This is a genomic window from Caldalkalibacillus thermarum (genome assembly GCF_014644735.1).
Lineage (GTDB): Bacteria > Bacillota > Bacilli > Caldalkalibacillales > Caldalkalibacillaceae > Caldalkalibacillus > Caldalkalibacillus thermarum.
The window spans coordinates 35,906-60,469 of sequence record NZ_BMKZ01000018.1 but is presented as its reverse complement, the minus strand read 5'-3'; the positions used below and the strand labels follow the sequence as shown (position 1 = coordinate 60,469).

At 44.2% G+C, this 24,564-nt stretch carries 17 protein-coding genes and 2 pseudogenes; 17 read left to right on the top strand and 2 right to left on the bottom strand.

Annotated features, from left to right (window positions below; genetic code table 11):
- Nucleotides 1-254: helix-turn-helix domain-containing protein (locus tag IEW48_RS08940; protein WP_188623508.1), on the bottom strand; the 254-nt coding region annotated here is incomplete at its 3' end.
- 253 nt (nucleotides 255-507) lie between these two features.
- Between IEW48_RS08940 and gnd the strand changes: the two genes are divergently transcribed.
- The 15 genes and pseudogenes from gnd to IEW48_RS08865 all read left to right on the top strand — a co-directional run bounded on the left by gnd (nucleotide 508) and on the right by IEW48_RS08865 (nucleotide 21,416).
- Complete coding sequence (gene gnd / locus IEW48_RS08935; RefSeq protein ID WP_188623507.1) at nucleotides 508-1,920, top strand: NADP-dependent phosphogluconate dehydrogenase; 1,413 nt, start codon at nucleotides 508-510, stop codon at nucleotides 1,918-1,920.
- Nucleotides 1,921-1,998: 78 nt separating this feature from the next.
- Complete coding sequence (locus IEW48_RS08930) at nucleotides 1,999-2,859, top strand: carbon-nitrogen hydrolase family protein (RefSeq protein ID WP_188623506.1); 861 nt, start codon at nucleotides 1,999-2,001, stop codon at nucleotides 2,857-2,859.
- A gap of 14 nt (nucleotides 2,860-2,873) precedes the next feature.
- Nucleotides 2,874-3,545 carry a GNAT family N-acetyltransferase gene (locus IEW48_RS08925; RefSeq protein ID WP_188623505.1) on the top strand — a complete coding sequence of 224 codons (672 nt, stop codon included), beginning with the start codon at nucleotides 2,874-2,876 and terminating at the stop codon, nucleotides 3,543-3,545.
- A 193-nt stretch (nucleotides 3,546-3,738) separates the two neighbouring features.
- Nucleotides 3,739-4,315, top strand: a pseudogene (locus tag IEW48_RS08920) (S8 family serine peptidase); the annotation flags it as partial.
- Nucleotides 4,316-4,542: 227 nt separating this feature from the next.
- Nucleotides 4,543-6,516, top strand: a complete 1,974-nt coding sequence (locus tag IEW48_RS08915; protein ID WP_188623504.1) for a methyl-accepting chemotaxis protein — start codon at nucleotides 4,543-4,545, stop codon at nucleotides 6,514-6,516.
- 82 nt (nucleotides 6,517-6,598) lie between these two features.
- Nucleotides 6,599-7,645, top strand: a complete 1,047-nt coding sequence (locus IEW48_RS08910; protein ID WP_188623503.1) for a sodium:calcium antiporter — start codon at nucleotides 6,599-6,601, stop codon at nucleotides 7,643-7,645.
- Nucleotides 7,646-7,804: 159 nt separating this feature from the next.
- Nucleotides 7,805-7,957 carry a hypothetical protein gene (locus IEW48_RS08905; RefSeq protein ID WP_188623502.1) on the top strand — a complete coding sequence of 51 codons (153 nt, stop codon included), beginning with the start codon at nucleotides 7,805-7,807 and terminating at the stop codon, nucleotides 7,955-7,957.
- A 186-nt stretch (nucleotides 7,958-8,143) separates the two neighbouring features.
- On the top strand, nucleotides 8,144-9,430 hold the full coding sequence (gene aceA, locus IEW48_RS08900) for an isocitrate lyase (protein WP_188623501.1): 1,287 nt from the start codon (nucleotides 8,144-8,146) through the stop codon (nucleotides 9,428-9,430).
- Between the two features lie 209 nt (nucleotides 9,431-9,639).
- Entirely contained in the window at nucleotides 9,640-10,113 is a 474-nt protein-coding gene (gene bcp / locus IEW48_RS08895) for a thioredoxin-dependent thiol peroxidase (RefSeq protein WP_188623500.1), read from the top strand.
- 68 nt (nucleotides 10,114-10,181) lie between these two features.
- A complete protein-coding gene (locus IEW48_RS08890; RefSeq protein ID WP_188623499.1) occupies nucleotides 10,182-12,188 on the top strand; it encodes an AMP-binding protein in 2,007 nt (668 codons plus the stop codon).
- A gap of 536 nt (nucleotides 12,189-12,724) precedes the next feature.
- Complete coding sequence (locus IEW48_RS08885; RefSeq protein WP_188623498.1) at nucleotides 12,725-14,665, top strand: N-6 DNA methylase; 1,941 nt, start codon at nucleotides 12,725-12,727, stop codon at nucleotides 14,663-14,665.
- A complete protein-coding gene (locus IEW48_RS08880) occupies nucleotides 14,666-15,343 on the top strand; it encodes a hypothetical protein (RefSeq protein ID WP_188623497.1) in 678 nt (225 codons plus the stop codon).
- A 131-nt stretch (nucleotides 15,344-15,474) separates the two neighbouring features.
- Nucleotides 15,475-17,022 carry a type I restriction-modification system subunit M gene (locus IEW48_RS08875; protein WP_188623496.1) on the top strand — a complete coding sequence of 516 codons (1,548 nt, stop codon included), beginning with the start codon at nucleotides 15,475-15,477 and terminating at the stop codon, nucleotides 17,020-17,022.
- The gene (locus IEW48_RS08870) at nucleotides 17,019-18,317 is read left to right on the top strand and encodes a restriction endonuclease subunit S (RefSeq protein ID WP_188623495.1); all 1,299 of its coding nucleotides are present in this window, start codon (nucleotides 17,019-17,021) and stop codon (nucleotides 18,315-18,317) included. The genes IEW48_RS08875 and IEW48_RS08870 overlap by 4 nt, the downstream gene beginning before the upstream one ends.
- A 33-nt stretch (nucleotides 18,318-18,350) precedes the next feature.
- The gene (locus IEW48_RS08865) at nucleotides 18,351-21,416 is read left to right on the top strand and encodes a type I restriction endonuclease subunit R (RefSeq protein WP_188623494.1); all 3,066 of its coding nucleotides are present in this window, start codon (nucleotides 18,351-18,353) and stop codon (nucleotides 21,414-21,416) included.
- A gap of 271 nt (nucleotides 21,417-21,687) precedes the next feature.
- On the opposite strand, the pseudogene IEW48_RS08860 reads toward IEW48_RS08865, so the two are convergent.
- A pseudogene (locus IEW48_RS08860) lies at nucleotides 21,688-21,873 on the bottom strand (IS3 family transposase); the annotation flags it as partial.
- 584 nt (nucleotides 21,874-22,457) lie between these two features.
- Between IEW48_RS08860 and IEW48_RS08855 the strand changes: the two are divergent.
- Together IEW48_RS08855 and IEW48_RS08850 are read left to right on the top strand one after the other, a co-directional pair.
- Complete coding sequence (locus tag IEW48_RS08855; protein WP_188623492.1) at nucleotides 22,458-23,768, top strand: helix-turn-helix domain-containing protein; 1,311 nt, start codon at nucleotides 22,458-22,460, stop codon at nucleotides 23,766-23,768.
- 131 nt (nucleotides 23,769-23,899) lie between these two features.
- Nucleotides 23,900-24,469: a biotin transporter BioY gene (locus IEW48_RS08850; RefSeq protein WP_188623491.1), complete on the top strand. Its 570-nt coding sequence runs from the start codon at nucleotides 23,900-23,902 to the stop codon at nucleotides 24,467-24,469.
- Nucleotides 24,470-24,564: the final 95 nt, after the last annotated feature.

Here is a 24,564-nt window from a genome sequence, read left to right as displayed (position 1 = left end):
GCATCATCCAGATGCCGCAACTCTGTTTGCAATGCCGTGGCATCCGGTTCCTTCAGCCATTCAAGCTCCTTTTTGAGTTGTGTGAGCATGGATGAACAAGCGTTGTACCCTAACGTTTTCCTTTCAGTCTCATACACTTCCTTTCGTTTGGCCAAGAAGTGATTGAACACATAGCGACAACACCCAAATGTTTTATGGATCAGAGTTTGTTGTTTTTGATTGGGATACAGGCGAAAACGATACGCTTTCTGCATAGATTTTCCCTCCTGGTTCTAATATACCATTTCTGTTTCAGAAGGAAAACATATGTTTGTCCCGATTCATCCCTCACTTACACTTCGTTTAGAAGTGGGGGTCTTCTCGGAAATTTATGATAAAAGTTGAAATAGAGGATAATTTAATTGGTTGTAAGCTGTGATATACTATAGACGGGTTAAAGGTTGATTGACTTCAGGCGTAAACAGTGTCTGACTAAAGAATGACAGTGGAAAGGATGGAACAGGACTGATGGAGAAACAGCAAATAGGCGTGATCGGCTTAGCTGTCATGGGAAAAAATTTGGCACTTAATATGGAGAGCAAAGGCTTCCGTGTTTCCGTGTACAACCGTTCCCCTGAAAAAACGAAAGCGTTCCTGGAGGAAGCCAAGGGTAAACAGGTTGTTGGAACGTATAGTGTTGAAGAGTTCGTTGAATCACTGGAACAGCCGAGGAAAATCATGTTGATGGTCAAAGCGGGAGAAGCAACGGATGCTACCATTGAGCAGCTCCTTCCCTTCCTTTCCCCAGGTGATATTCTCATTGATGGCGGAAATGCCTACTTTGAAGATACCATCCGGCGCCACAAGGACTTGCGGGAGAAAGGCATACACTTCATCGGGGCTGGGGTGTCCGGCGGTGAAGAGGGGGCTTTAAGAGGGCCGGCCATTATGCCTGGCGGAGATAAGGAGGCTCACCAGCTTGTTGCCCCAGTTTTTGAAGCCATCGCCGCCAAAGTAAATGGTGAACCATGCACCACTTATATTGGTCCGGACGGTGCCGGCCATTATGTGAAAATGGTTCATAACGGCATAGAATACGGTGATATGCAGCTCATCGCTGAAGCGTACCATCTGCTGAAAGATGTAGTGGGTCTCAATACCCGCCAGCTGCATGAAACGTTTAGTGAGTGGAACAAGGGAGAATTAGACAGCTATTTGATTGAAATTACCGCCGATATTTTTACCAAGGAAGATCCTGAAACGGGCCAACCAATAGTGGATGTCATTTTAGATAAGGCTGGACAAAAAGGAACCGGGAAATGGACCAGTCAAAGCGCCTTGGATTTAGGCGTCCCGTTGTCTATCATCACCCAGTCTGTCTTCTCCCGTTTCCTGTCAGCGATGAAAGAAGAGCGAGTCAAAGCAAGCCAAATCCTGAAAGGCCCCAAACCGGAAATATTCGCTGGAAATAAGGAAGCGTTGATTGAATCGATCCGCCAGGCTTTGTATGCCAGCAAAATCTGCTCCTATGCCCAAGGCTTTGCCCAAATGCGGGCCGCCTCTCGTGCCTATGCTTGGAACCTGAATTTAGGGGATATCGCCATGATCTTTAGAGGAGGCTGCATCATCCGGGCCCGTTTCTTGCACAACATTAAGGAGGCTTTTGACCGTGACCCGGACCTTCCCAATCTTTTGCTTGATCCCTACTTTAAGGATGCAGTAGAGCGCTATCAGGAAGCGTGGCGGAATGTTGTGGCCACCGCTGTCCGGTGCGGCATTCCGGTACCGGCTTTTTCCAGTGCCCTGGCCTATTTTGACAGTTACCGCACGGAGCGTTTGCCTGCTAATTTGCTGCAAGCCCAGCGGGATTACTTTGGGGCGCATACTTTCCAGCGGGTGGACAAACCAGGTAGCTTCCATTTTGATTGGACGCAAAAATAGAAGTGCCACCATAAGCAGTACGCTATATCAAAACTAGCAAACAGGGAAAAGGAAGGACGCTTAAAAGGGGGACTTTAATTGAACATGCGCGTGTCTGCCGTTCAATATCATTTGCATACGATTCACGACTTTCGCGAGTTTGCTGAACAGGTAACCCATTATGTGAAGACAGCGGTTGAATTTGATGCTGAATATGTATTGTTTCCCGAGTTTTTCACCACCCAATTAATGTCCATCCGGGACAAAGAGCACCCGCAGGGCTATTCCATACAAGAACTGGCCCAGTTTACGGACGATTACTTGGAATTGTTCACGTCACTGGCCACAGAACATGGCTTGTATATTATCGGCGGCACTCATGTGGTGGAAAGACAAGGCAAGTTGTATAACACGGCTCACCTGTTTGATCCGGACGGCCGGGTGGCTACCCAGGCCAAACTGCATTTGACCCCGACAGAAGAAGAAAACTGGAAATTAACCCCAGGCGAGGATTTGCAGGTGTTTCAAACAGAGAAAGGTGTTGTAGCCATGCTGACCTGTTATGATATTGAATTTCCCGAAGTGGTCAGAATGGTGAGGGCCAAGGGAGCCAATGTGATCTTTTGTCCTTCGTGCACTGATGATCAGCACGGTTTTTACCGGGTCCGCTATACCTCACACGCCCGGGCGGTGGAAAATCAGGTTTACGTGGTTAACACCGGTACGGTTGGTTCGCTGCCGACGGTGGACTTTATGCGGGCCAATTATGGTCAGGCAGCGATCATTACGCCTAACGACATTCCCTTCCCGCCAAGAGGCATTCTCATGGAAGGAGAGGTCAATCAAGATATGGTGATTACCGCTGATCTTGACCTTGAACTGCTGGACAAAATCCGCAACCATGGCGCGGTTCGCACCTGGCGCGACCGCCGGACTGATTTATATCCCGATTGGACTTAAGGGGAGATGTGGCAGTGTATAAAAAGCTTTATCTTCCCTATCAAGGGAAAAATGCCCGGGTGGTCATCCGCAACTATACTGAGCAGGATTTTGCGGAACTGATCCGCATTCAACAGGAAAGTTTTCCGCCTCCTTTTCCCTCTGAGCTGTGGTGGAATGAACAGCAATTGCACAATCATGTGACCCTGTTTCCAGAGGGGGCCCTGTGTGTGGAAGTGGAAGGAACGCTGGCCGGATCGATGACAGGGCTCATTGTCGACTTTGATCCCAGCCACCCTGCCCATACCTGGGAAGAGATAACAGATAACGGCTACATTACCAATCATAACCCGCAAGGAAACACTCTGTATGTGGTCGATATTTGTGTCCGGCCGGCCTACCGGGGCCTTGATCTGGGCAAATGGCTCATGCAATCCATGTATGAAGTGGTGGTGCACAAAGGATTGGAGCGCCTGTTAGGCGGCGGCCGCATGCCCGGTTATCACAGACATGCCTCGCACATGTCAGCCGATCAATACCTGCAAAAAGTTGTGAACGGTGAGCTTAAGGACCCGGTGATCAGCTTTCTTCTCCGTTGTGGACGCACGCCTTTGGGGGTCGTGCCCAATTATATAGAGGATGAAGAGTCACACAACTATGCGGCCTTGATGGAATGGCGCAATCCCTTCTGGCCAGAGGAAGAATAAGCAAAAATACCTGTTAAAGGATACTGAGACGTTATCATTCAGTCTCTCCGCTTGCAGACGCTGAAGTACCCAGGTTCACAAGGTCTGCAAGCTTTTTTGTTGCTGTTTGATATATTGATGCTAAAGGCTTATTTTTACTGGCATGGGACAACCACCGTTTCAAGCTTTGTTGGCGTTCCATCGCGTGCATCGCCAAGGATTGACCGGAAAAGGTGTGACGATCGCCGTTATTGATACGGGAATTTATCCCCATCCTGATTTAATCAATCCCGAGAACCGGCTTGTGGCCTTTAAAGATTTTGTCAACCGGCACACTGAACCTTATGATGACAATGACCACGGGACTCATTGTGCTGGAGACGCTGTGTCCAATGGCTACAGTTCAAATGGCACTTATACAGGCCCTGCGTCGGAAGCTCATGTGATTGGCGTTAAAGTGCTTAATCGTATGGGACCGGCTCCTTGTCAACGGTGATGGCCGGGGTGCAGTGGTGGGTGTGAATATTGTTTCTTGGCGTGCACCAGGTTCCTTTTTGGATAAAGCTTCCAAATCCGGGCGGGTGGGAGAGTATTATCTGACCATGTCAGGCACCTCCATGGCCACCCCCATTTGTGCCGGTGTGGCTGCGCTGATTCTAGAGCAACATCCCGGTCTGAGACCGGATGAGGTGAAACGCCGGCTGCTGGAGACTGCACAAGATTGGGGCTTGCTGCCTCAGGTGCAAGGTAAAGGGTATGTGGACGCTGAACAAGCTATACAGGTTAAATAGTACAAGGTATAAAAGAAAATGGTTTCAGATTGAGGGAAAAAGGCGGAGCATTGCCTCGCCCTTTTTTCTGTGCATATATTTTACATAATTATGAAAAATAGAAATATCTGCTAATGCTTAAAAAATAGTATTAAAATCAGCTTGAAACTTGCCGACACATATAATGGACGGCCCGGCTTTGTCAGGTAAATAATGAATATGTCAAAACAGACAAGGAGGAAACGCGGATGAAATCACTCAGTTTACGTTACAAGATTAGTATCCCATTTGTCATAGTCATTTTAGTGGCTGGCCTCATCCTTTCTTTTTTCAGTTACCGGTTTGGCGCTACGCTGTTGGAAGAAGAATTGTCGCAGGAAATGATGGGGAGCATGGACCAGCTTAACCAGTCATTTGAATTGTTTTTCCATAATATTGAACGGAACGCACTGATGTTTGCCAACAATGAGGCGGTTAAGGGGCTTGAAGAAGAAACCATACTGCAGCAATTTGCCAACTATCAAGAACATCATGCAGAACAGATTCTAAACATCTACGTGGGGACAGCTGAGGGAGATATGATATTATACCCCACTCAATCCTTGCCGGATGATTATGACCCGCGTGTACGGCCCTGGTATGAACAAGCAGTAGAACATCCTGATCATGTCATTTGGACAGATGCCTACATAGATGCAGTGACTGGCAACCTGGTCGTTACGGCTGCCAAGGCGGTTTTGGATGGGGGGAGCCTGGTGGCTGTGGTGGGGCTGGATATTTCGGCCCAAACTTTGGTCGAGTTGATTGGCCGGGTCAATTTTGGACAGACAGGTTACGGTATTCTGTTTGATAACCACGGCGTGTTGCTGGCCCATCCTGACCCGGATCTGGTAGGCCAGGATATGAGCAGTGAAACTTTTTACACCGAGATGGAAAGGAGTGGGGAAGCGGGTATCGTGCAGTATACTTACGACAGCAGTGACCGGATCATGGCCTTTGTGAACAATCCAACGACAGGCTGGAAGCTGGCGGGGGTTGTTTTACGGCATGAGTTTGAACAAAAGTCATCCAAGATGATCTACCCGATGGTGGTGATGTTTGGTCTGGTCATGTTAGCTTGTATCATCATCTCCTTTTTCCTGGCCAGAAACATAACCAAACCGATTAATCAGCTGACCAGAGCAATGAAGAAAGTGGAGTCCGGGGATCTGAATACCGTCGTAAGTGTAAAGCACAAGGATGAAATAGGCCAACTGGCTGCAGGATTTAATCTCATGGTCAGCCAAATGAAGCAGATGATTGCCAGCGTGTCGCACATGTCAGATCAGGTCGCTGAGTCAGCACAAACATTGGCTACCAGTTCAGAGCAAAGTTCAGCGGCTTCAACAGAAGTGGCCAAAGCAATGGAGGAGATCGCTTCCGGTGCCACTCAGCAATCTGAGCTGGTTGTTGAAAATGCCCAGGCCGTGACCCACTTGGCCGAGCAAATCAAGGTGATCGAAGATCAGGGTCAAGAGATTAAGACGGCCTCACAATCGATGTTGGCAGCTTCAAAAGACGGCCTCAGCCAGATGAATCATCTCCGGGAACAATCTGACCGGGCGAGCGCCATGACGGAAGAAGTGGTCAAGGCTATTCAGGTCTTGGAAGAAAGATCAAAGCACATCGGCGAGATTGTGAGCACCATTTCAGAAATTGCCAATCAAACCAACTTACTGGCCTTAAATGCGGCCATTGAAGCGGCCCGAGCCGGTGAATACGGCCGAGGATTTGCGGTTGTGGCCGGTGAAGTGCGCAAGCTGGCAGAGCAATCAGAACAAGCATTGCAGCGTATCAGTGGCATGATTGGCGAGATTCAAGCGGATACCCGCAAGACGGTTCAGATCATGGAAGAAACGTTGCAAGCAACAGAGGAGCAAAGTAAAGCAGTCACTGGTACACAACATGTCTTTGAAACCATTATGAGCCAGATTAGTGCTATTGACCAATTCATTGGCAATGTGGTGGAATCCATTACAAACATGGTAGAACAGAAAGAAAAAATGTTAAAAGGGTTGGATACTATCACTTCTATAACACAACAAACAGCGGCCGGAACGGAGGAAGTGTCAGCCTCTATTGAAGAGCAGACTGCTGCCATGGAGGAATTAGCCCGTCTGGCAGATGATCTGGAATCCTATGCCAGTCAGTTAAAAGAACAAGTAAATCGTTTCAAGTTGTAGCATTAGCCCCTGTCATGCATGAGCGGCGGTCAAACGGGAAACAATCTCATAAAGAGCCTATTATGCTGACAGGGGTGCTCTTATGGTCTATCTATTATTTGTCATTTCCGCTTTGGTAACCATTGTTGTGGCTGTACGTTTGTCCACCTACGCCGACGTGATCAGCCATAAAACAGCGTTTGGAGGTATGATCATTGGTGCTGTCTTGCTCGCTGTGGCCACGTCTTTACCTGAGGTGACCACCAGTGTAACCTCAATTTTGATTAATAGCCCTGATCTTGCCGTGGGAAATGTACTAGGCAGCAACTTATTTAATCTGTTGATCATTGCGGTTTTTGACCTGTATTTCCGCCAGCAGCAAGGCTTGTTGCATACAACCAGAGCATTAAAATATACCGCTGTTTTGGCGCTTTACCTGAGCATGGCCGTCTTTTTATTCTTGCTTGCCAAGTTTCCTTACGAAATATGGGGTGTGGGGGTGGATACATTGTTTCTTATCGCCGTGTACGGAACAGGCATGGTGCTCATATCCCGGCTAAATAAAGAGGATGGGGCTGAAGTGTCGGTTCCTGTCACACGTAAGACCATGTCTATCCCCGTTAAAGCAGAAGCAGATAGGGGGCGGCAATCAAACGATCCGTCGCGGGATATTCCTGTCCGCCAGGCCTGGATTGGTTTCATCGTTGCTTCTGTCATCATTCTGGTGGCTGGATCAGTCTTAACGATGACCGGTGACCGTATTGCCAAACTAACCGGATTGGGCTCTACCTTTGTCGGCAGCTTTTTGATTGCTGCTTCCACTTCATTGCCTGAGTCTGTTTCAGTTTATACCGCCTTTCAACTGCGTAACTACCAATTGGCTATTGGCTCTGTTTTAAGCAGCAATTTATTTAACATCTTAATATTAGGTCTTACGGATCTCTTATATCGGAAAGGCCCGCTTTTGTATATGGCTGATGAGACACACCGTCTGACGGCCATGTCAGCTATTGTATTATTGGGAATTGTGCTTTACGCCATGGGCCGCAGGCAGCCCCGTCCCCTTTTTTATCCACTCCCGTCTGCTATGCTGGTTGTCTTATATTTTGTATACAGTTATTTGATCTACGTTAACTCATCCCAGTATTAAAGTTTTAGGTCCTAAGAACCAAACAAAAAAATTTGAAAATTAATATTGATCAATCAAAAAGTATTGTTATATAATAGTATCAACAAAATAAAATCTGTATTAGTACAGATGTATAACAATTATCCGGTGCTCATCAACAGTAAGAGAGGAGGGAGACTGATGGATTGTTATCGCTGCGGCGGACACGGCGATGTGGAGTGCAGCCAGTGTCACGGCCAAGGTTTTGTCAATCAAGACACCCCTTGTCCCCACTGCCATGGTGAAGGATTTCATATTTGCCAAACCTGCTTGGGAAATGGGGCCATCGATTAAAAAAGTGATCAACGTTCTGGCAGCCGAATTCACCGACTGTCAGACATGTTGATCACAAGGAAGAGATTCAATATGGCGTTAAGGTGTTCCCCTCCATTATAGCACGTCGCTCATTTTTCGCAAAATGGGGAGTATATCTTTTTAAGAAATATTAAAAAAATAATTCCGTGGATAGGAGTGGTTGTCATGATAAACGAAAAAGACATTTTGGCTTTGGAGGAAAGCTGGAAATCAGAACGGTGGAAAGGGATTGAACGCCCCTACACTGCAGAGGATGTTTTGCGCTTGAGAGGTTCGATCAAGATTGAGTACACTTTAGCCCGCATGGGGGCCGAACGCCTGTGGGAACTGATTAATACTGAAGATTATGTTCACGCTTTGGGTGCCCTGACTGGGAATCAAGCAGTGCAGCAAGTGAGAGCGGGCCTAAAAGCGATTTATGTCAGCGGGTGGCAGGTGGCAGCTGATGCCAACTTGGCCGGCCAAATGTATCCGGACCAAAGTTTGTATCCTTCCAACAGTGTGCCCCATGTGGTTAAACGCATCAACCAAGCTTTGCAACGGGCTGATCAAATTGAACATGCGGAAGGTAAAAGCGACCGTTACTGGTTTGCCCCCATTGTAGCCGATGCCGAAGCAGGATTTGGCGGTCCGCTCAATGTGTTTGAACTGATGAAAGCGATGATAGAAGCCGGTGCAGCAGGGGTCCACTTTGAAGACCAGCTGGCTTCCGAGAAAAAGTGCGGACATCTGGGGGGCAAGGTGTTGCTTCCTACCCAGCATGCCATTCGCAACCTGATTGCTGCCCGGCTGGCTGCAGACGTTATGGGCGTGCCCACTGTGCTCATTGCCCGTACTGATGCCAACGCCGCCCGGCTCTTGACCAGTGATGTGGATCCTTATGATCATCCTTTCTTGACTGGAGAGCGTTCCCCTGAAGGTTACTACTATGTGAAAGCAGGACTGGAGCAAGCGATTGCCCGGGGATTGGCTTATGCGCCTTATGCCGACATGATCTGGTGCGAGACTTCAGAGCCCAATCTTGAAGAAGCCAGGCGGTTTGCTGAAGCAATCCATGCGAAATATCCGGGTAAACTTCTGGCCTACAACTGCTCGCCGTCCTTTAACTGGAAGAAGAAGCTGGATGATGAAACCATTGCTAACTTCCAAAAAGAGCTGGGCAAAATGGGTTACAAGTTCCAGTTTGTCACCCTGGCCGGCTTCCACTCCCTCAATTACAGCATGTTTGAATTGGCCAGAGGCTACAAAGAACGTGGCATGGCTGCCTATTCAGAATTGCAACAGGCCGAATTTGCCAGCGAAAAATTCGGTTACACGGCTACCCGTCACCAGAGGGAAGTGGGAACCGGATATTTCGACGAAGTGGCCCAAGTCATCTCCGGAGGCACCTCTTCTACGACCGCCCTGGCCGGTTCAACAGAGGAAGAGCAATTCACAACTGCACAATCATAATCCACTGAACTCCTTAAACATTTGTCCCTTGCCGCAGGGATGGCGTGAGCGAACTGCTCACGCCCCCGGGTGGCAAGGGCTTTTGGTTGCACACATTTTTCGCATGGCTATTGATAGCCGGTGTTTGCTCTAATTATGACCTGAACAAAGGGGGCGGGATTGTGTTACACTATCAATAGACACTATCCATAAAAGCTGAGGTGAAACAGATGGCTGAAACAATGGTAGGGCAATTCGTTCCCGACATCCGTTTGCCTGCTTCAAACGGCGAAGAGGTCGCTCTGACAGATTTTAAAGGGCAATTTGTCGTACTCTATTTTTATCCCAAAGATATGACACCAGGCTGTACCACAGAGGCATGCGACTTTAGGGACCATCATCAGCGCCTGAAAGAGCTGGGGGTAAAGGTGATTGGCGTCAGTCCTGATGATGTGAAGTCCCATCAAAAATTTATTGAAAAACACCATCTTCCTTTTCTGCTCTTGGCCGATACAGAGCAGCGTCTGGCCAGACATTTTCAAGTGTGGACCTTAAAGAAAATGTTTGGCAAGGAATATATGGGCATTGAACGCTCCACGTTTGTCATTGACCCGGAGGGCAAGATTGTCAAAGAGTGGCGTAAAGTGAAGGTTAAAGGGCATGTCCAAGAGGTCATCCGTAATATCGAACGGCTTACGGGGTAACTGCTCACAGCTTAAAGACTTGGTCAAACGGTTGACCAACACAGCGAGAATCAGGCAAGGAGGGATTAATGGTGAGTGCGCGGGAAATACCGTCTGCTGACGATCGTTTAAATGAATTTAAACATTTTCCTGTTGCTTGGGAGCCGAGTGAAGAACAAATCAAGGATGCTAATCTGACCCGCTTTCTAAAGCAGCACGGCCTTGAGGATTTAGCCCAGTTGTTGAAAAAGTCGACGGAAGATTTGGAATGGTTTTATGAAGCTGTGTTGAAAGCGCTTCATATTAAATGGCATCACCCTTATCGGCAAGTGGTTGATTTGTCCAAAGGGATGCAATGGCCCCGTTGGTTTGTCGGTGGCAAAACCAATCTGGTGGACAATTGTCTTGAAAAACATATCGAGAGTGGACGTGGCGATCATCCGGCTCTGATTTGGGAAGGGGAGCCAGGGGATAGTTGTGAATGGAATTATGCCAAGTTGAGCCGGGAGGTCAATAGGCTGGCTGCGGGACTGAAGGCATTGGGCATTGACAGAGGTGACCGGGTCGGCATCTTTTTGCCCATGTTGCCCCAAACCGCTGTTGCCCTGTTTGCTTGCGCTAAAATAGGGGCAGTTGTTATTCCCATTTTTTCCGGCTATGCGGCTGACGCAGTGGCTAAACGCCTGGACGATTGTAAAGCGAAGCTGTTGATTACGGCAGACGGCTTTTACCGGCGGGGGCGCATTGTTTCGATGAAAGCAGTCGCCGATCAAGCTCTGCAAGCAGTCCCGTCTGTTGAACATCAGGTGGTGGTGAAGCGTGCTGGCCAGGAGGTCGAGTGGCAAGAGGGGCGGGATATCTGGTATGATGAATTGCTTAAAGACCATCACACACCAGTAGAAACGGCATCGCTGGCCAGTGATGAACCGTTTATGATCATTTACACGTCTGGCACAACAGGGCGTCCGAAGGGGACGGTACACACCCATGCGGGCTTCCCGATCAAAAATGCAATCGACATGTATTTCTGTTTTGATGTGAAAGCCTCAGACCGCATCTTTTGGCTGACAGATATTGGCTGGATGATGGGGCCTTGGCTGTTCTTGGGAACCACCATGCACGGGGCAACAATGGTCCTGTATGAAGGGACGCCCGATTATCCCCATGCGGAACGGTTGTGGCAGCTGGTGGAGAAACATCAGGTGACTGTTTTGGGCATCGCCCCCACTGTGATTCGCGCCATGATGAATCATGGGGATGCATGGACAACCCGGTATCATTTATCTTCCTTGCGCCTCTTGGGTTCAACTGGTGAACCATGGACGGCCAAATCGTGGCAATGGTTCCTGGAAAAAGTGGGGCGGGGCCGCTGTCCAATTATTAACTACTCAGGTGGAACAGAAGTGTCCGGTGGGATCCTGGGTTGCTACCCCACTCTGCCGCTTAAGCCATGTTCATTTCATGGCCCGCTGCCCGGCATAGCTGCTGATGTGGTGGATGAAGAGGGGCATTCGGTTGTCGGCTCGGTTGGAGAGCTTGTGATCAGAAAACCATTTGTAGGCATGACCCAATCGTTCTGGCAGGATGATCAGCGTTATCTGGAAACCTACTGGTCAAAATGGCCGGATGTGTGGGCCCACAGTGACTGGGCCGCAGTAGATGACGACGGTTTTTGGTATATTTTAGGTCGTGCCGATGACACGATTAAGGTGGCTGGCAAACGGGTGGGCCCCTCTGAAATTGAATCGGCTGTATCCGAGCATCCAGCCGTCAGTGCAGCGGCAGCGATTGGCGTCCCAGATGAGGTCAAAGGAGAAGTACCTGTACTGTTTGTTGTCCTGCGCTCCGGATATTCGCCATCGGAAGCGTTAGAACAGGAGTTGGTAGGACAAGTGACCAGCCGCCTGGGTAAAGCATTGAAACCTCACCGAATCTGTTTTGTGGACGATCTGCCCCGTACCCGTAATGCAAAAATCCAGCGCCGTTTAATCCGGGCCAAATACCTCGGGCAACCGTTGGGAGACACATCAGCCTTGGAAAATCCCCGCTCCCTGGAGCAAATTGTCCCCTTAATCAAAGATAAAGTAACGGATTAATCTTTATGTTTATGTTTGGCAACCCTCACCTTGACAGGTGGAGATCGCTGGTTCGAGCCCAGTCGGAATCACTAGAGCGAGAGGCTTGAAATCCTTGTGTATCAAGGGTTTCAAGCTTTTTTCGTTTTATTGGCAATTGTGTTAAAATCCCTGTGATTTAAAAACTTGCACAAGTACTTGCACCTTTAGTCAACTAAAGGGTTCTAACTCTGTTTTAACAGGATGTCCTAAAAGCGATCACTTTTAGGACACCCTCTATTACATTTATCATACTCAAATTATGGTTTATAATTTCTGTTTTTGGGGGAATTGTAATAAAACTAAAAGGAATTAAAAATACCCTTTACAAAAATTTCGTTGTATGTTATATTAAAAGCGCAGGGATGGTCAACCATAAGTTACTTCATTAAATAATGAGTAATGTCTTTGAAGACAATCCTTGCGACAATGGAATTATTGCATAAGGAAGTTTCTTTTTTGTATTAAAATTAAAAAGGAATTAATAATACTTTATTAAAAAGTTAGGAGGTAAAATAATGAGCCGCGACAAAGCGTTGCAATTTATTCATGAATTAGAAAATCAATTTAATAAGAAAGAAATTGAAGCGGAAAAAGGATTAACAGTCGAATTATTAAAGCTGCATACTCTGTTTTTTGCCATGGAGAATGAAAAATATGGTGAGAAGCTTACAAACATCATAACAAGGGAAGAACTTAAAAATCGCCGCGGAAATGTAAAAGAGACCATCCAATCTTTATACCGTATGCTTGAAAGTATAGAGCCTTCACTCTCTGGCGTGTTTCTTAACGATACATTCAAGAACATCGAGGAAACCACTCTTTATAAATTAGTGGTTCTTCTTGAACGATATGGATTAACGAAAACGGAGTATCAACATAGCGAGGCTACGGCAGTTTTTTTTGAAACATTAATAAAAGAGCTGCTTGCATCTTCAAAAGGTTATGACTTCACACCCGATGGCCTGTCACAGCTAATGATTCAGGCATTAAAGCCAATTACGGGATCCGTATATGACGGAACCGCTGGAATTGCAAATATACTGGTTGATGCCTACCGATACGTTAAAGGCAAAGGAAAAGATATTACTGTTTATGGACAAGAGATTAATGAGGAGTTATATGTTATTGGCAAGCTGAATTTGTTTGTCAATCATATCTTGCCAGAACAGGGGGATATGAAATTGGGTGATACCATTCGTGACCCGAAATGGCTCGAAAATGGGCGCCTGATGCAATTTGACTATATTATGATGAATTTCCCATTCGGTTTAAGAGATTGGGGATATGAGTTTGCCATCAATGACCCTTATCATCGATTTGAATTATATGATCTTCCATCTAAATCACAAGGAGATTATTCCTTTATATTACACGCATTGGCGTCTTTAAATCAGGAAGGGAAAGCGGCATTAATCGTTCCTTTTGGAACACTGGTTAGAGGTGCGGCAGAAAGAAAAATTCGCTCCATCTTATTAAAAGACGATGTAATCGAAAGCATTGTTTCCCTTCCAAACAATTTATTTAGCGGAACGGGTATTCAGGTGGCGCTTCTTCTATTGAATAAACATAAACCAAGCCACAAAAAAGGCAAAGTGCAATTCATTAATGCCGAAGGGGATTATGAGCGGACAAGAACACAGAAATATTTGACTTCCAAACATGTCCAGAAAATCATTGAAACGCTCGAGGAATATGAAAACAAAGAAAAATACTCACGCATTGTTACTATAGATGAAATTGCCGAAAATAATTGGGACTTAAACCCATCCTTATACTTTATTCATGTGGAACTGGACACAGAATTCGGCAAGATCGTCTTTAATAAGAAAAAATACGAAAGCGAAGCGGAAAAACTTGTGCAGATCGGGGACATTGCGGAGGTCATCCGCGGCGTGAATCTTCCAACCCGTAGACAAATCGAAAGTGCAGACGGGGAGTTATTCCCTGTTATTCAAATACGAGATATCGAAAATGGAGAAATACGCTTTGAAACCATTGATGAATTTCCGATTCAAACAAGAGATGTACAGCGTGTTACCGCACAGCCGGGGGACATTTTAGTGTCAAGTAGGGGAACCCAACAGAAAATTGCCATTGTTCCGGAATACGATGGAACGATTTTAGTATCGAATATGTTTATTATCATTCGCCTTCATTCTACGAAAGAAGTCGATCCTGTCTACGTTAAACGTTTCTTAGAAAGTCCGATTGGCCAATACTTTTTTGAAGCTCATCAAAGCGGATCTATTGCAACAGTTTTAACTCCAAATGATATTCGCTCCATTGAGTTGCCTTTGCTTCCTATTGAGCAGCAACAGGAGATGATTAGACAGCTGGAAGAAGCAGATGAATTAATTCGCAAAGCTTATGAAGAGAGGAAGCAAAAATACTTTGATGCTTATCAAAAGTTTGGCATTGGAGCTTTTATCCGACCAATGATAAAGCAGGGGGAATGAGTGTTGAAAAAGAAACTTCTTCTTGAATTAAGAAATAGTCTAAGAAGACGAGGGTTTTGGGTGGACGTAGTAGATGAAGAATTAGTTTTGGATGTATGGTATTCAAAATCTAACTTCATCGAAATGATCAGTTTATTAACAGCATTACAAATAGGCATCAGCATTGGCGAACAAGGGATTCGGCTGAAGCCGAATACCCTTGTTTCGGATGAACTATTCCAGCAAATAGAGTTTTTTCATCGACAAGGATGGAACTGGTTTTCTGTTTTAAGACCACAAGAAGTCCCAGTTGCATGGAATCATAATCCGGACAACGACCTCTCTATATTGGATTTGGATAGCGGCATTGCTAGTCTAGTATTTGCATTAAATAAAGTCGGGTTATATACTTCTATGAGTTGTGACGGTCATGGGCAAAGAGAGCCAAACATCTGGCTACGCAGACAGGATCATGCTGAAACAATCCGGAACATACTTATGGAAGCTAATCAACAAGTCAGTTTTGCGTATGATTGGGAAATAAAGAAAGGATATAGAAGTATTGTTCTAACCTCAAAGAGGCGTTTATCCAACGATAAATGGGATGTGGAGAAAATACAGGATGATGCATTAGCTTTATCAGAATACATTTATAAAAACTATTCTGCATCTTCTGGTAAAAAGTTGAAGTTGTTATAATATTTCTAAGGTGTATGGAACGCTGTATAATTAAAGTTGGAACACTTTGGAGCATCCTAATGATTTCAAGTCTTTACTTTTGTTTTTCAACAAATCTAGTATGAAAAAGATAAAGAAGCAGGAGGAAGAGTATGACTGTAAAAGCAGACATCGATTTTCAAAAGGATTTATTTGAAGCAGCCAATAAAATGCGCGGGAGTGTGGCTCCTGCTGATTATAAACACTATGTACTTCCGTTAATCTTTTTGCGCTATCTTTCTAACAAGTACGAAAAGCGCCGAAAAGAATTAGAGCAAATCGTAAAAGATCCAAGCAGCGATTGGTATACGGAAGATGATGAAATGCAGCAAATCATCATCACCGACCCGGACCAATATAAGGCGGAAAACGTCTTTGTCGTGCCTGAAGAAGCAAGTTGGTCTTATATTATGAAAAACGCCAAGCAGCCGAATATTAAAGAGATTCTTGATAACGCGATGAAGCGTCTCGAAGAGGAAAACCCAGAACTGGAAGGCATATTGCCGCGAATATACCAAGGTTCGAACTTACCACCTGAAAACGTGGCGGGATTAATCGAAATTTTTTCTCGAGATGTGTTTAGTGCCAATACGGATGACAGTGTAGATATATTGGGCCGTACTTATGAGTATTTTATTAGTTCTTTTGCCGCTTCCGAAGGTAAAAGAGGCGGAGAATTCTTTACACCATCCAGTATTGTTAAACTGCTTGTTGCCATGCTGGAGCCGAAAAGTGGGATTGTGTTTGATCCAGCGTGCGGTAGCGGCGGGATGTTTATCCAAAGTGAAGAATATGCGCCAAACAAACACGCTCTTTCGTTTTACGGGCAGGAAAATGTGGTAACGACCGTACGTCTTGGAAAAATGAACGTTTTATTGCATGGCATCAATGCGGAAATTCGCTTGGGTGATTCGCTGTTAAACGATCAGTTCCCTGATTTAAAGGCCGATTACGTGATTGCCAATCCGCCGTTTAACCAAAAAGACTGGGGAGCAGACCGTTTATCAAAAAATGACCCGCGCTTAATCGGACCAGTCACAAACAGCAATGCGAACTATATGTGGATGCAACACTTCCTATATCATTTAAATGATACAGGTACCGCAGGGTTTGTGATGGCAAACGGAGCGATGACCACGAATGTGAAAGAGGAGAAAGAGGTCCGTCAAAAATTAGTGGATGAAGGATATATTGACTGCATTGTTCAATTGCCTGAAAAACTGTTCTTTAGGACAGTCATTCCATGTTGTTTATTTTTCTTAAGCAAAAACCGTGACGGCAAAAACGGCTATCGGGCAAGAAAAAATGAAATTTTGTTTATCGATGCCCGCAAAATGGGGACGCTCGTCAGCCGTAAGCAAAAAGCACTGTCCAAAGAAGAAATTGATAAAATCGCAGCCGTTTATCGTGCCTACAAATACGAAGGTGCTGAAGGATACGAAGATATTGTCGGGTTCTGTAAAGTTGCAACAATTGATGAAGTACGAGCCAATGACTACAAATTAACACCGGGGATTTATGTTGGGACGGAAGTATCCAATGAAGACGATGTACCGTTTGAAGAAAAAATGGCTGAATTGACACAGCGTCTTTTAGAACAATTTGAAGAGTCTAATCGCCTTCAAGAGAAGATTAAGAAAGACTTGGAGGGATTAGTATGAGTCAGTGGAGGGAAGTCACTCTAAAAGAAATCGGAGAACTTGCACGAGGAAAATCAAAACATCGTCCTCGCTATGATCCGATCCTTTATGGGGGAAAATACCCATTTATTCAGACAGGAGATATAAAAAATGCTAATAGAACTATAACAAAATATGAGCAGACTTATAATGAAGTGGGGTTAGCCCAAAGTAGACTGTGGCCAAAAGGAACTCTCTGTATTACCATAGCAGCGAATATAGCAGAAACTGCTATTCTAGGAATAGATGCTTGTTTTCCTGACAGTGTTGTTGGATTTATACCAGATAAGGATAAATGTAATGTTTATTATATATATTATTATCTTCAATGGTATAAGAAAAATATTCAGCAACTTGCTTACGGAACGGTTCAGGATAATATCAATTTAAAGACTTTTGATAACGTAAAAATTCTCCTACCTCCTCTTGAAATTCAAGAGAGTATAGCATCGATACTAGGTTCATTAGATGATAAAATCGAACTCAATCTCCAAATGAACGAAACCCTCGAAGAAATGGCCATGACGCTTTACAAACATTGGTTTGTTGATTTTGGACCATTTCAAGATGGGGAGTTTGTGGAGTCGGAATTAGGGATGATTCCAAAGGGATGGACAATCCACAAATACAGTGATTTACTTGATTCTTATATAGGAGGAGATTGGGGGAAAGATGAACCTAATGAAATTGAAAATGTTGAGGTTGGAGTTATTCGGGGATCCGACTTTGATAAGTTAAGTAATGGCGAATTTGGTAACATTCCGAAACGATTTATCAAAACTAATAGTTTCGATAAAAGAAGGATGATGGAAAGAGACATAATAATAGAAAACTCTGTAAATTCATCTACTAGATGCGTAGGCAAAAGTTTTATTGTAACAAAAGAGTTAATCAATATTTTAGGCACAAATTTAATATGCGCGAGTTTTTGTAAATTATTTAGATTAAAAGAGAAGAAATTTGCTTCTTTAGCATATCTACACCTCAATTATCTGTATGATACAGGGAAAATGGAGGACTACCAGAATGTCTCAAGTAATGGTATAGGCAATTTCCAAGCAAAGGAATTTGTTAAGATGGAAGGCATAGCAATGCCAAACGATTTCAAACAAATAAAAGATATTATAGATACTTTTAACAACATAATAGACCAGATTTCTTTAAATAGAAGTGAGGTTTTCCAACTTTCGTCTTTAAGAGATTTTCTCCTCCCTCGCCTTTTATCCGGTGAAATTGATGTATCTCAAGCCGAAAAGCAAGTAGAAGAAGTGCTTTAATAGACTTACATTTGACTAGGAGGTGCAAGCAACATGGCAACGAGACCTCTAGGTGAAACGGAATTTGAAGAGACGACGATTGAGCGTTTAAAGCGGTTAGGTTATGACTATCTTCATGCGCAGGAATTGTTTCAGCGTGGAGAGCGTAATAGTCTTCACGAAGTAGTTCTTTATGGTCGGTTGGAAGCCTTCTTAAAGAAGGCTTATCCGGTCATACCGGAACAAGAAATCAAAAGGCTTGCTCAAATTTTGACGGCGCCGGATGGGGTAAAACTGATTAACCGAAATATGCATTTTCACCAAATGTTGACGAAAGGACTTGAATTTTCTTATGAGGTAAACGATGAAACATACACGCCTCATGTTTTCCCGATCGATTGGGAACATCCGGAGAACAATGACTTTTTAGTGGTCAATCAATTGCCGATTGAAGGACGCATGTCCCGCCGGCCAGATATCGTTATATACATTAATGGTTTGCCGCTGATTGTGTTTGAGTTGAAAAATCCGAACAACGAGCAAGCGACTGTTTATGATGCATATACCCAAATTCAAAACTATACGTATGATATCTCGCAATTATTTAACTACAACGCTTTTGTTGTCATTTCCGATAACGTGGAAACGAAGCATGGGATGCCGTTTGCTGATTACGATTTCTTTGCTTCATGGAAATCGATTGATGGACGAAATGTCGATAACAACCGCGCCAATACGATGCGCACGCTGATTGAAGGATTATTCCCAAAAGACCGTCTGCTAAATTATATTCGTAATTTCATTGTCTTTTTGGAGGAAGGAAGCAAAATTACAAAAATTGGCGCGAAATATCACCAATTTTTTGGTGTAAACTTCGCTGTCAATGAAGCGATCCGTGCAACGCGGCCGGATGGGGATCGGAAAATCGGGGTGATGTATCATACAACGGGTTCGGGCAAATCGCTAAGCATGTTATTTTTCGCAGGAATTTTATCGCGCCATCCTGAACTGGAAAATCCATCTATTGTCATTCAAGTGGATCGTAATGACTTAGACGAACAGTTGTATGAGACGTTTGTGCAAGGGAAATCTTACATCGGCCATGTGCATCACGCGGAAAGTACCGAACAGTTGCGAACATTACTGAGAGGGGAAGCGGGACAAATCATTTTCTCCACCATTGAAAAATTCCGTAAAAAAGAAGGAGAAACCCGACACCCTGTTTTATCGGAAAGACGAAACATTGTCGTGATTGCCGATGAAGCACATCGCACCCAAGCCGGTTTTGCGGGCGGATTTGCCGCTCAGTTGCGTTATGCTTTGCCGAACGCTTCCTATATTGGATTTACGGGAACCCCGGTCGATTTTGTTGATAACAATACAGAAGAAATTTTTGGACATATTATCCACCGCTACGATATGGCTCAGGCGGTCGAAGACAAAGCGACATTGCCAATCTACTATGAAAGCCGTCTAATTCCGCTTGATTTATCTACTGAGGACATTGATGAAAAATACAGAAAAATTATCGAAGAAGCAGGGGAAGACGATGAAGAGTCAGAGAGCTATAAAAGAAAATGGGCCGCTCTGGAAAAAGTCGTCGGTACTCCAAAACGGCTCCGTCGTTTAGCCAAAGATATCGTATCACATTTTAACCAAGTCGCCAATCCATTTCAAAAAGCGATGATTGTCTGCATGAGCCGGCGCATTGCGGTTGATTTGTATAACTATCTAAGAGAAATTCCGGAATGTCCTCCTGTTGAAGTGATTATGACAGGGGATGTATCAAAGGATCCTAAAGAGTGGCGCGAAGTTCAGCCGGGAAGCAAATATGCGCATATTAAATCGAAAAAAGAGCAAGAAGAAGTGAAAGCCAAACTTCGTGACCCAGAAGATCCTTTGAAATTTGTCATTGTCGTCGATATGTGGCTGACAGGAATGGACGCTAAACCGCTTTCTTACCTTTATGTCGATAAGCCAATGAGGGGACACAATCTTATGCAAGCCATTGCCCGTGTAAACCGTGTGTTTCCGGGAAAAGAGGGCGGTGTCGTCGTTGATTATATTGGCATTGCCACATCCCTGAAAGAAGCAACTCATAAATATACGCAAAGCGGCGGCACGGGAAGTCCTACTTATGATATTTCCGAGGCCGTTAACATCTTTATGAATCATCTGGAGACAGTAAGGGGATTTATTCCAAGCGATATTGATGTTCAAAACTGGCGCGCAAAACCAAAGCTAGAGCGCGAAGACTTCATTGCAGATCTTGTTAACATTCTTTTAAACCGAGATCCTGAGGAATATATCCAAGCAGCTGCCAAACTTGAAAAATCGTATCAGTTGGTGAAACATCATCCGGATGTGCTTGAACTGGCGGATGAGGTCATGCTTTATTTCATGATGAAAGCGCAACTTCGCAAACATTTGCGTCCATCAATTGAAAAACCGAGTGAAAATAAAACATTGGAAGAGCGATTATCAGAACTCATCGATAACAGCCTGTTGGCAAAAGAAACGGTTGACATTTTCCAAATAGCAGGAATTGAACGTCCGGATATCAGCATATTGGATGATGCGTTCTTGGCAGATTTAACGAAAAAAGAGCATGTAGACTTGCGCTTAAAGTTGCTGAAAAAACTATTAGAGGACCAAATCAAAGTGACATTTAGCCAAGGAAGCCCACAGTCAAAGGCGTTAAGCGAACTTCTAGAAAAAACGTTAAGGGATTATCATAATCGTGTCATTCAAGCTGCCGATGTGGTCAGGGTTATGATTAACATGCGCAAAGAAATGGAAGAAGAAATACGCAAGCGACACGATTTAGGACTGTCAGAGGAAGAAATTGAATTTTACAAAGCGATCTCTGCTATGGAGCAGGAAGCGTTCTCAAACGAGTTTCTTGCTAGTTTAATCCATAAGGTGGTTAAAGCCTTAAAGAAACAATTAGCCGTAGACTGGACAAGTCCACACCGTCGTGATGTTTACGCTAAAGTGAAATTAGCCGTCAAGCAAGTACTCATCAAAGAAAAAATTACCGGCCAACAATTGCAATTTTTAACAAACAAATTCATGGAACAAGCCGAGCAGCAATACAAAGACTGGCCGATGAATGCGTGACAACGAGAATAGGATCGCGCTTTTTTTGTCACGTAAATGTTTGATAGGATGAGTGTCGGACATTGCCAGCATCCTTTTTATCACTCCACTGTTTTATTCTTCACAATCGTAACAGTGGCGGAGGGGATTTTAGGGGCTGGCAAGTCTTTTTTATATAATGAAAAGCTCTGCACTTTTCGGTTGCAGAACTCTATACTTTCATTTTGCACTAAACAACCACTCACTTAATTATGGATTTGAGTCAATATCCTGGACACAAAAAAGTTAAGTTTTAAGCCGAATGTTTCAAAAGATCTTCCACTTCCTGAGGTGTTCTGTAACCCAGGCGGCTATGGATTCTTTTACGGTTATACCACCCTTCTATGAATTGAAATAAGGCAAAGCTTGCCGAATGAAAGTCGAGATACTGTACATGGTTGACTTCCTCTTTCTTTAGGATGGCATGAAATGTTGCTAATCCCACAGCAAATAGCGAAGAGCCCTTTATCAATTATATGGAGACCTGAATTCGTGAGGATTCATCTATTAATCCCTCACCTGCTTTGATACAATGGGAAATCGAAGCCTTTCGTGAGGATGACTTCTTCCAATATGCCCTTCAGCTCAAAAGTGTACCGTCTCCAGCCCGGCTCCGCCAGCGTCTGGACGGGCTGGAATATATAGGTATTTAAGGTGATAATCAAATATTTTGTGATCATTTTAATGTCTATAAGTCATCATGTGGCAAACATTTAAACCAATCCCGCCCATATGTCACGGATTCCGGTGCTATTTTTTAATTTTAAAAACATTTGAAATAAATCTAAAAGTATGGTAAAAAATAATTAGACAGATTCATCTAAAAAATGGGCAAACACGGGTCCAAATAAAGGACTTCACCCCTTCTTGGAGAATATTTCAAGTGACCAAACAAGAAAAATCAAGAAAGGATGAAGTCACTATGTGTCCTAAAAGGGTATCCATGCCAAACTCTAGTTAGAAACTTCCTGTGTGTAAACAAAATATAAAATAGCTGAATAATAAAAAAAGGGGACGTGTGACATGCATATCGGCAAACGCATCGCCAAACTGCGCCGGGAGCAGCAGTTATCACTGGTTGACCTTGCAGATGGGCATTTATCCAAAAGCGAGCTGTTTCAAATTGAAGCAGGCCACCGGCTTCCAAAACCGGCTGTTTTGGAATATCTGGCTCAAAAATTGGATATCCCTGCTGACCACCTGCTTCGTTATGACCGGGAAAATCCGTTTTTGATGAAACAGCTGAGGCAAATACATGCAGAACTGGATAAGGGGTGTGTTCAAAAAGCAGAACTATTGCTTAAGGAGATTGGGGAAACCTATCCGTATATCTCCTCCGTGGAACAGGAGCTTTATTATTTGCTGCTTAAAAATTACCTATATATCTACCTGAAGGAATTTTCTCAGGCTGTTAAGTTTTTTGACGAACAGATTGTTCCTTTAGTGGATGACACCATTGTTATCCAGAGGCTCTCTTCCACTTCAGCTATTAACCTGTATTACTATGTTCAGGCTCGCGTTTTTCAATATAAGCACAGGTATTTAGAAAGTAACCGCTTTTTTTGCAAACTTTTGACCCAGCCGCTTGATGAACACCAACAAGCCCATGTGTTTTACAATATGGCCCGCAATTATTATTTTTTAAATGAATTTGAACAAGCCAAAACTTATGGTCATGATGCCCTGCCGCTTTCCCTGAAACACCATATGTGGCCGTTAGTCACCCAAACGTATATCCTGATTGGCATGATTGGCAGGAGATTAAAAGATTACGAAACGGCAGAGGAGTTTTACAAATGGGTGCTGAAATTGACAGAATTACACGAAATGGTTGAATTCCAGACTTGTGTTTTAGACAATTTAGGAAATTTGTATTTGGATCAGGGGAAATACCGGGAAAGTCTTGCCTATTTTCAGAAGGACTTGTATCTATCTAAGCACATTAACAGTCCGCAGTTGATCATTAGTTATTGTAATGTACTGGAGATATATTTGGCTCTTAGTGAGTTGGAAGAGTATCATGTACTGATGGATGAAGCTAAACAGGTCTGTGAACATGAGGAAGATTGGTATAGGTTGCTCATCATTGAAGCTAAAAGGTTTTACAAATCAGGTGACGTAAAAAATTACGAGACATTGATGGAAAAATGCATTAACTATTTTTCCCGAAAAAATATGTTGTTCTTTATACTGGAGGAAATCAAGCATTTGGCCTGCCACTTGGCCAAACAGAAAAACCACGCCAAGGCCCGTCATTATTTTAACTTATTGCGTGAAGATGATGCCAAGTTTTTACAAAAGGATAACATGTATCTGGAACCTCGTTCAAGATAATCTCATTCAACGTCAGGTTTGGTTAACCAAATGTATATATAAACCAACTTATTTTATAGGTTGACATTGTCTCCCTCTCTCCCTATACTGAGAATAGTAGCCAGTAGTTAAGCTGAAGGGAAGTTGGGAGAATGAAATTGAAAGACATGATGTATGTTGCTTTATTTGCAGCTGTTACAGCAGCGCTTGGTTTATTGCCCCCCATTCCCCTGCCATTTACACCCGTGCCCATCACTTCGCAAACCTTGGGAGTCATGTTGGCTGGTGCTGTTTTGGGTGCCCGTTTAGGCGGTTTGAGTATGCTCTTATTTGTGTTTCTTGTTGCCATCGGTGCGCCTGTATTAGCCGGTGGACGGGGAGGGTTGCCCATTATTTTGGGTCCTACCGGAGGGTATATCTTAAGCTGGCCCGTGGCAGCTTTTGTCATTGGGTTATTGGTGGAACGTTTTTGGGGGCGTTTAAATGTGTGGAAAGTGTTTGTGTTTAATATTGTCGGAGGTATGATTGTGGTCTATGCCATCGGAATTCCTTACCAGGCTTTTGTGACCGGCGTACCTTTATTGGCAACGGCTCTTTCGTCTGCGGCCTTTCTTCCGGGGGATCTCTTAAAAGCGTTGATCGCCTCATTGGTCGCTGTTAAAATCAAACAGGCTCGTCCACTCATACAACCGCACAAGGCCAATCGCTCCTCTTCTCATTAATCTGCTCCTTAATCACCATCATTGAAGTGTCCGCTTTTATGCATCTACGGTCAAGTAAGGTTTGGCTCCGTGGTTATTTTTTTAGAAAAGTGGTA

What these genes read in the sequence shown, in the direction of transcription:
- IEW48_RS08865 (WP_188623494.1), top strand. Translation starts at nt 18,351, where the DNA reads ATGGCAACGAGACCTCTAGGTGAAACGGAATTTGAAGAGACGACGATT.
- aceA (WP_188623501.1), top strand. Translation starts at nt 8,144, where the DNA reads ATGATAAACGAAAAAGACATTTTGGCTTTGGAGGAAAGCTGGAAATCA.
- gnd (WP_188623507.1), top strand. Translation starts at nt 508, where the DNA reads ATGGAGAAACAGCAAATAGGCGTGATCGGCTTAGCTGTCATGGGAAAA.
- IEW48_RS08890 (WP_188623499.1), top strand. Translation starts at nt 10,182, where the DNA reads ATGGTGAGTGCGCGGGAAATACCGTCTGCTGACGATCGTTTAAATGAA.
- IEW48_RS08870 (WP_188623495.1), top strand. Translation starts at nt 17,019, where the DNA reads ATGAGTCAGTGGAGGGAAGTCACTCTAAAAGAAATCGGAGAACTTGCA.
- IEW48_RS08915 (WP_188623504.1), top strand. Translation starts at nt 4,543, where the DNA reads ATGAAATCACTCAGTTTACGTTACAAGATTAGTATCCCATTTGTCATA.
- bcp (WP_188623500.1), top strand. Translation starts at nt 9,640, where the DNA reads ATGGCTGAAACAATGGTAGGGCAATTCGTTCCCGACATCCGTTTGCCT.
- IEW48_RS08885 (WP_188623498.1), top strand. Translation starts at nt 12,725, where the DNA reads ATGAGCCGCGACAAAGCGTTGCAATTTATTCATGAATTAGAAAATCAA.
- IEW48_RS08850 (WP_188623491.1), top strand. Translation starts at nt 23,900, where the DNA reads ATGAAATTGAAAGACATGATGTATGTTGCTTTATTTGCAGCTGTTACA.
- IEW48_RS08910 (WP_188623503.1), top strand. Translation starts at nt 6,599, where the DNA reads ATGGTCTATCTATTATTTGTCATTTCCGCTTTGGTAACCATTGTTGTG.
- IEW48_RS08905 (WP_188623502.1), top strand. Translation starts at nt 7,805, where the DNA reads ATGGATTGTTATCGCTGCGGCGGACACGGCGATGTGGAGTGCAGCCAG.
- IEW48_RS08855 (WP_188623492.1), top strand. Translation starts at nt 22,458, where the DNA reads ATGCATATCGGCAAACGCATCGCCAAACTGCGCCGGGAGCAGCAGTTA.
- IEW48_RS08875 (WP_188623496.1), top strand. Translation starts at nt 15,475, where the DNA reads ATGACTGTAAAAGCAGACATCGATTTTCAAAAGGATTTATTTGAAGCA.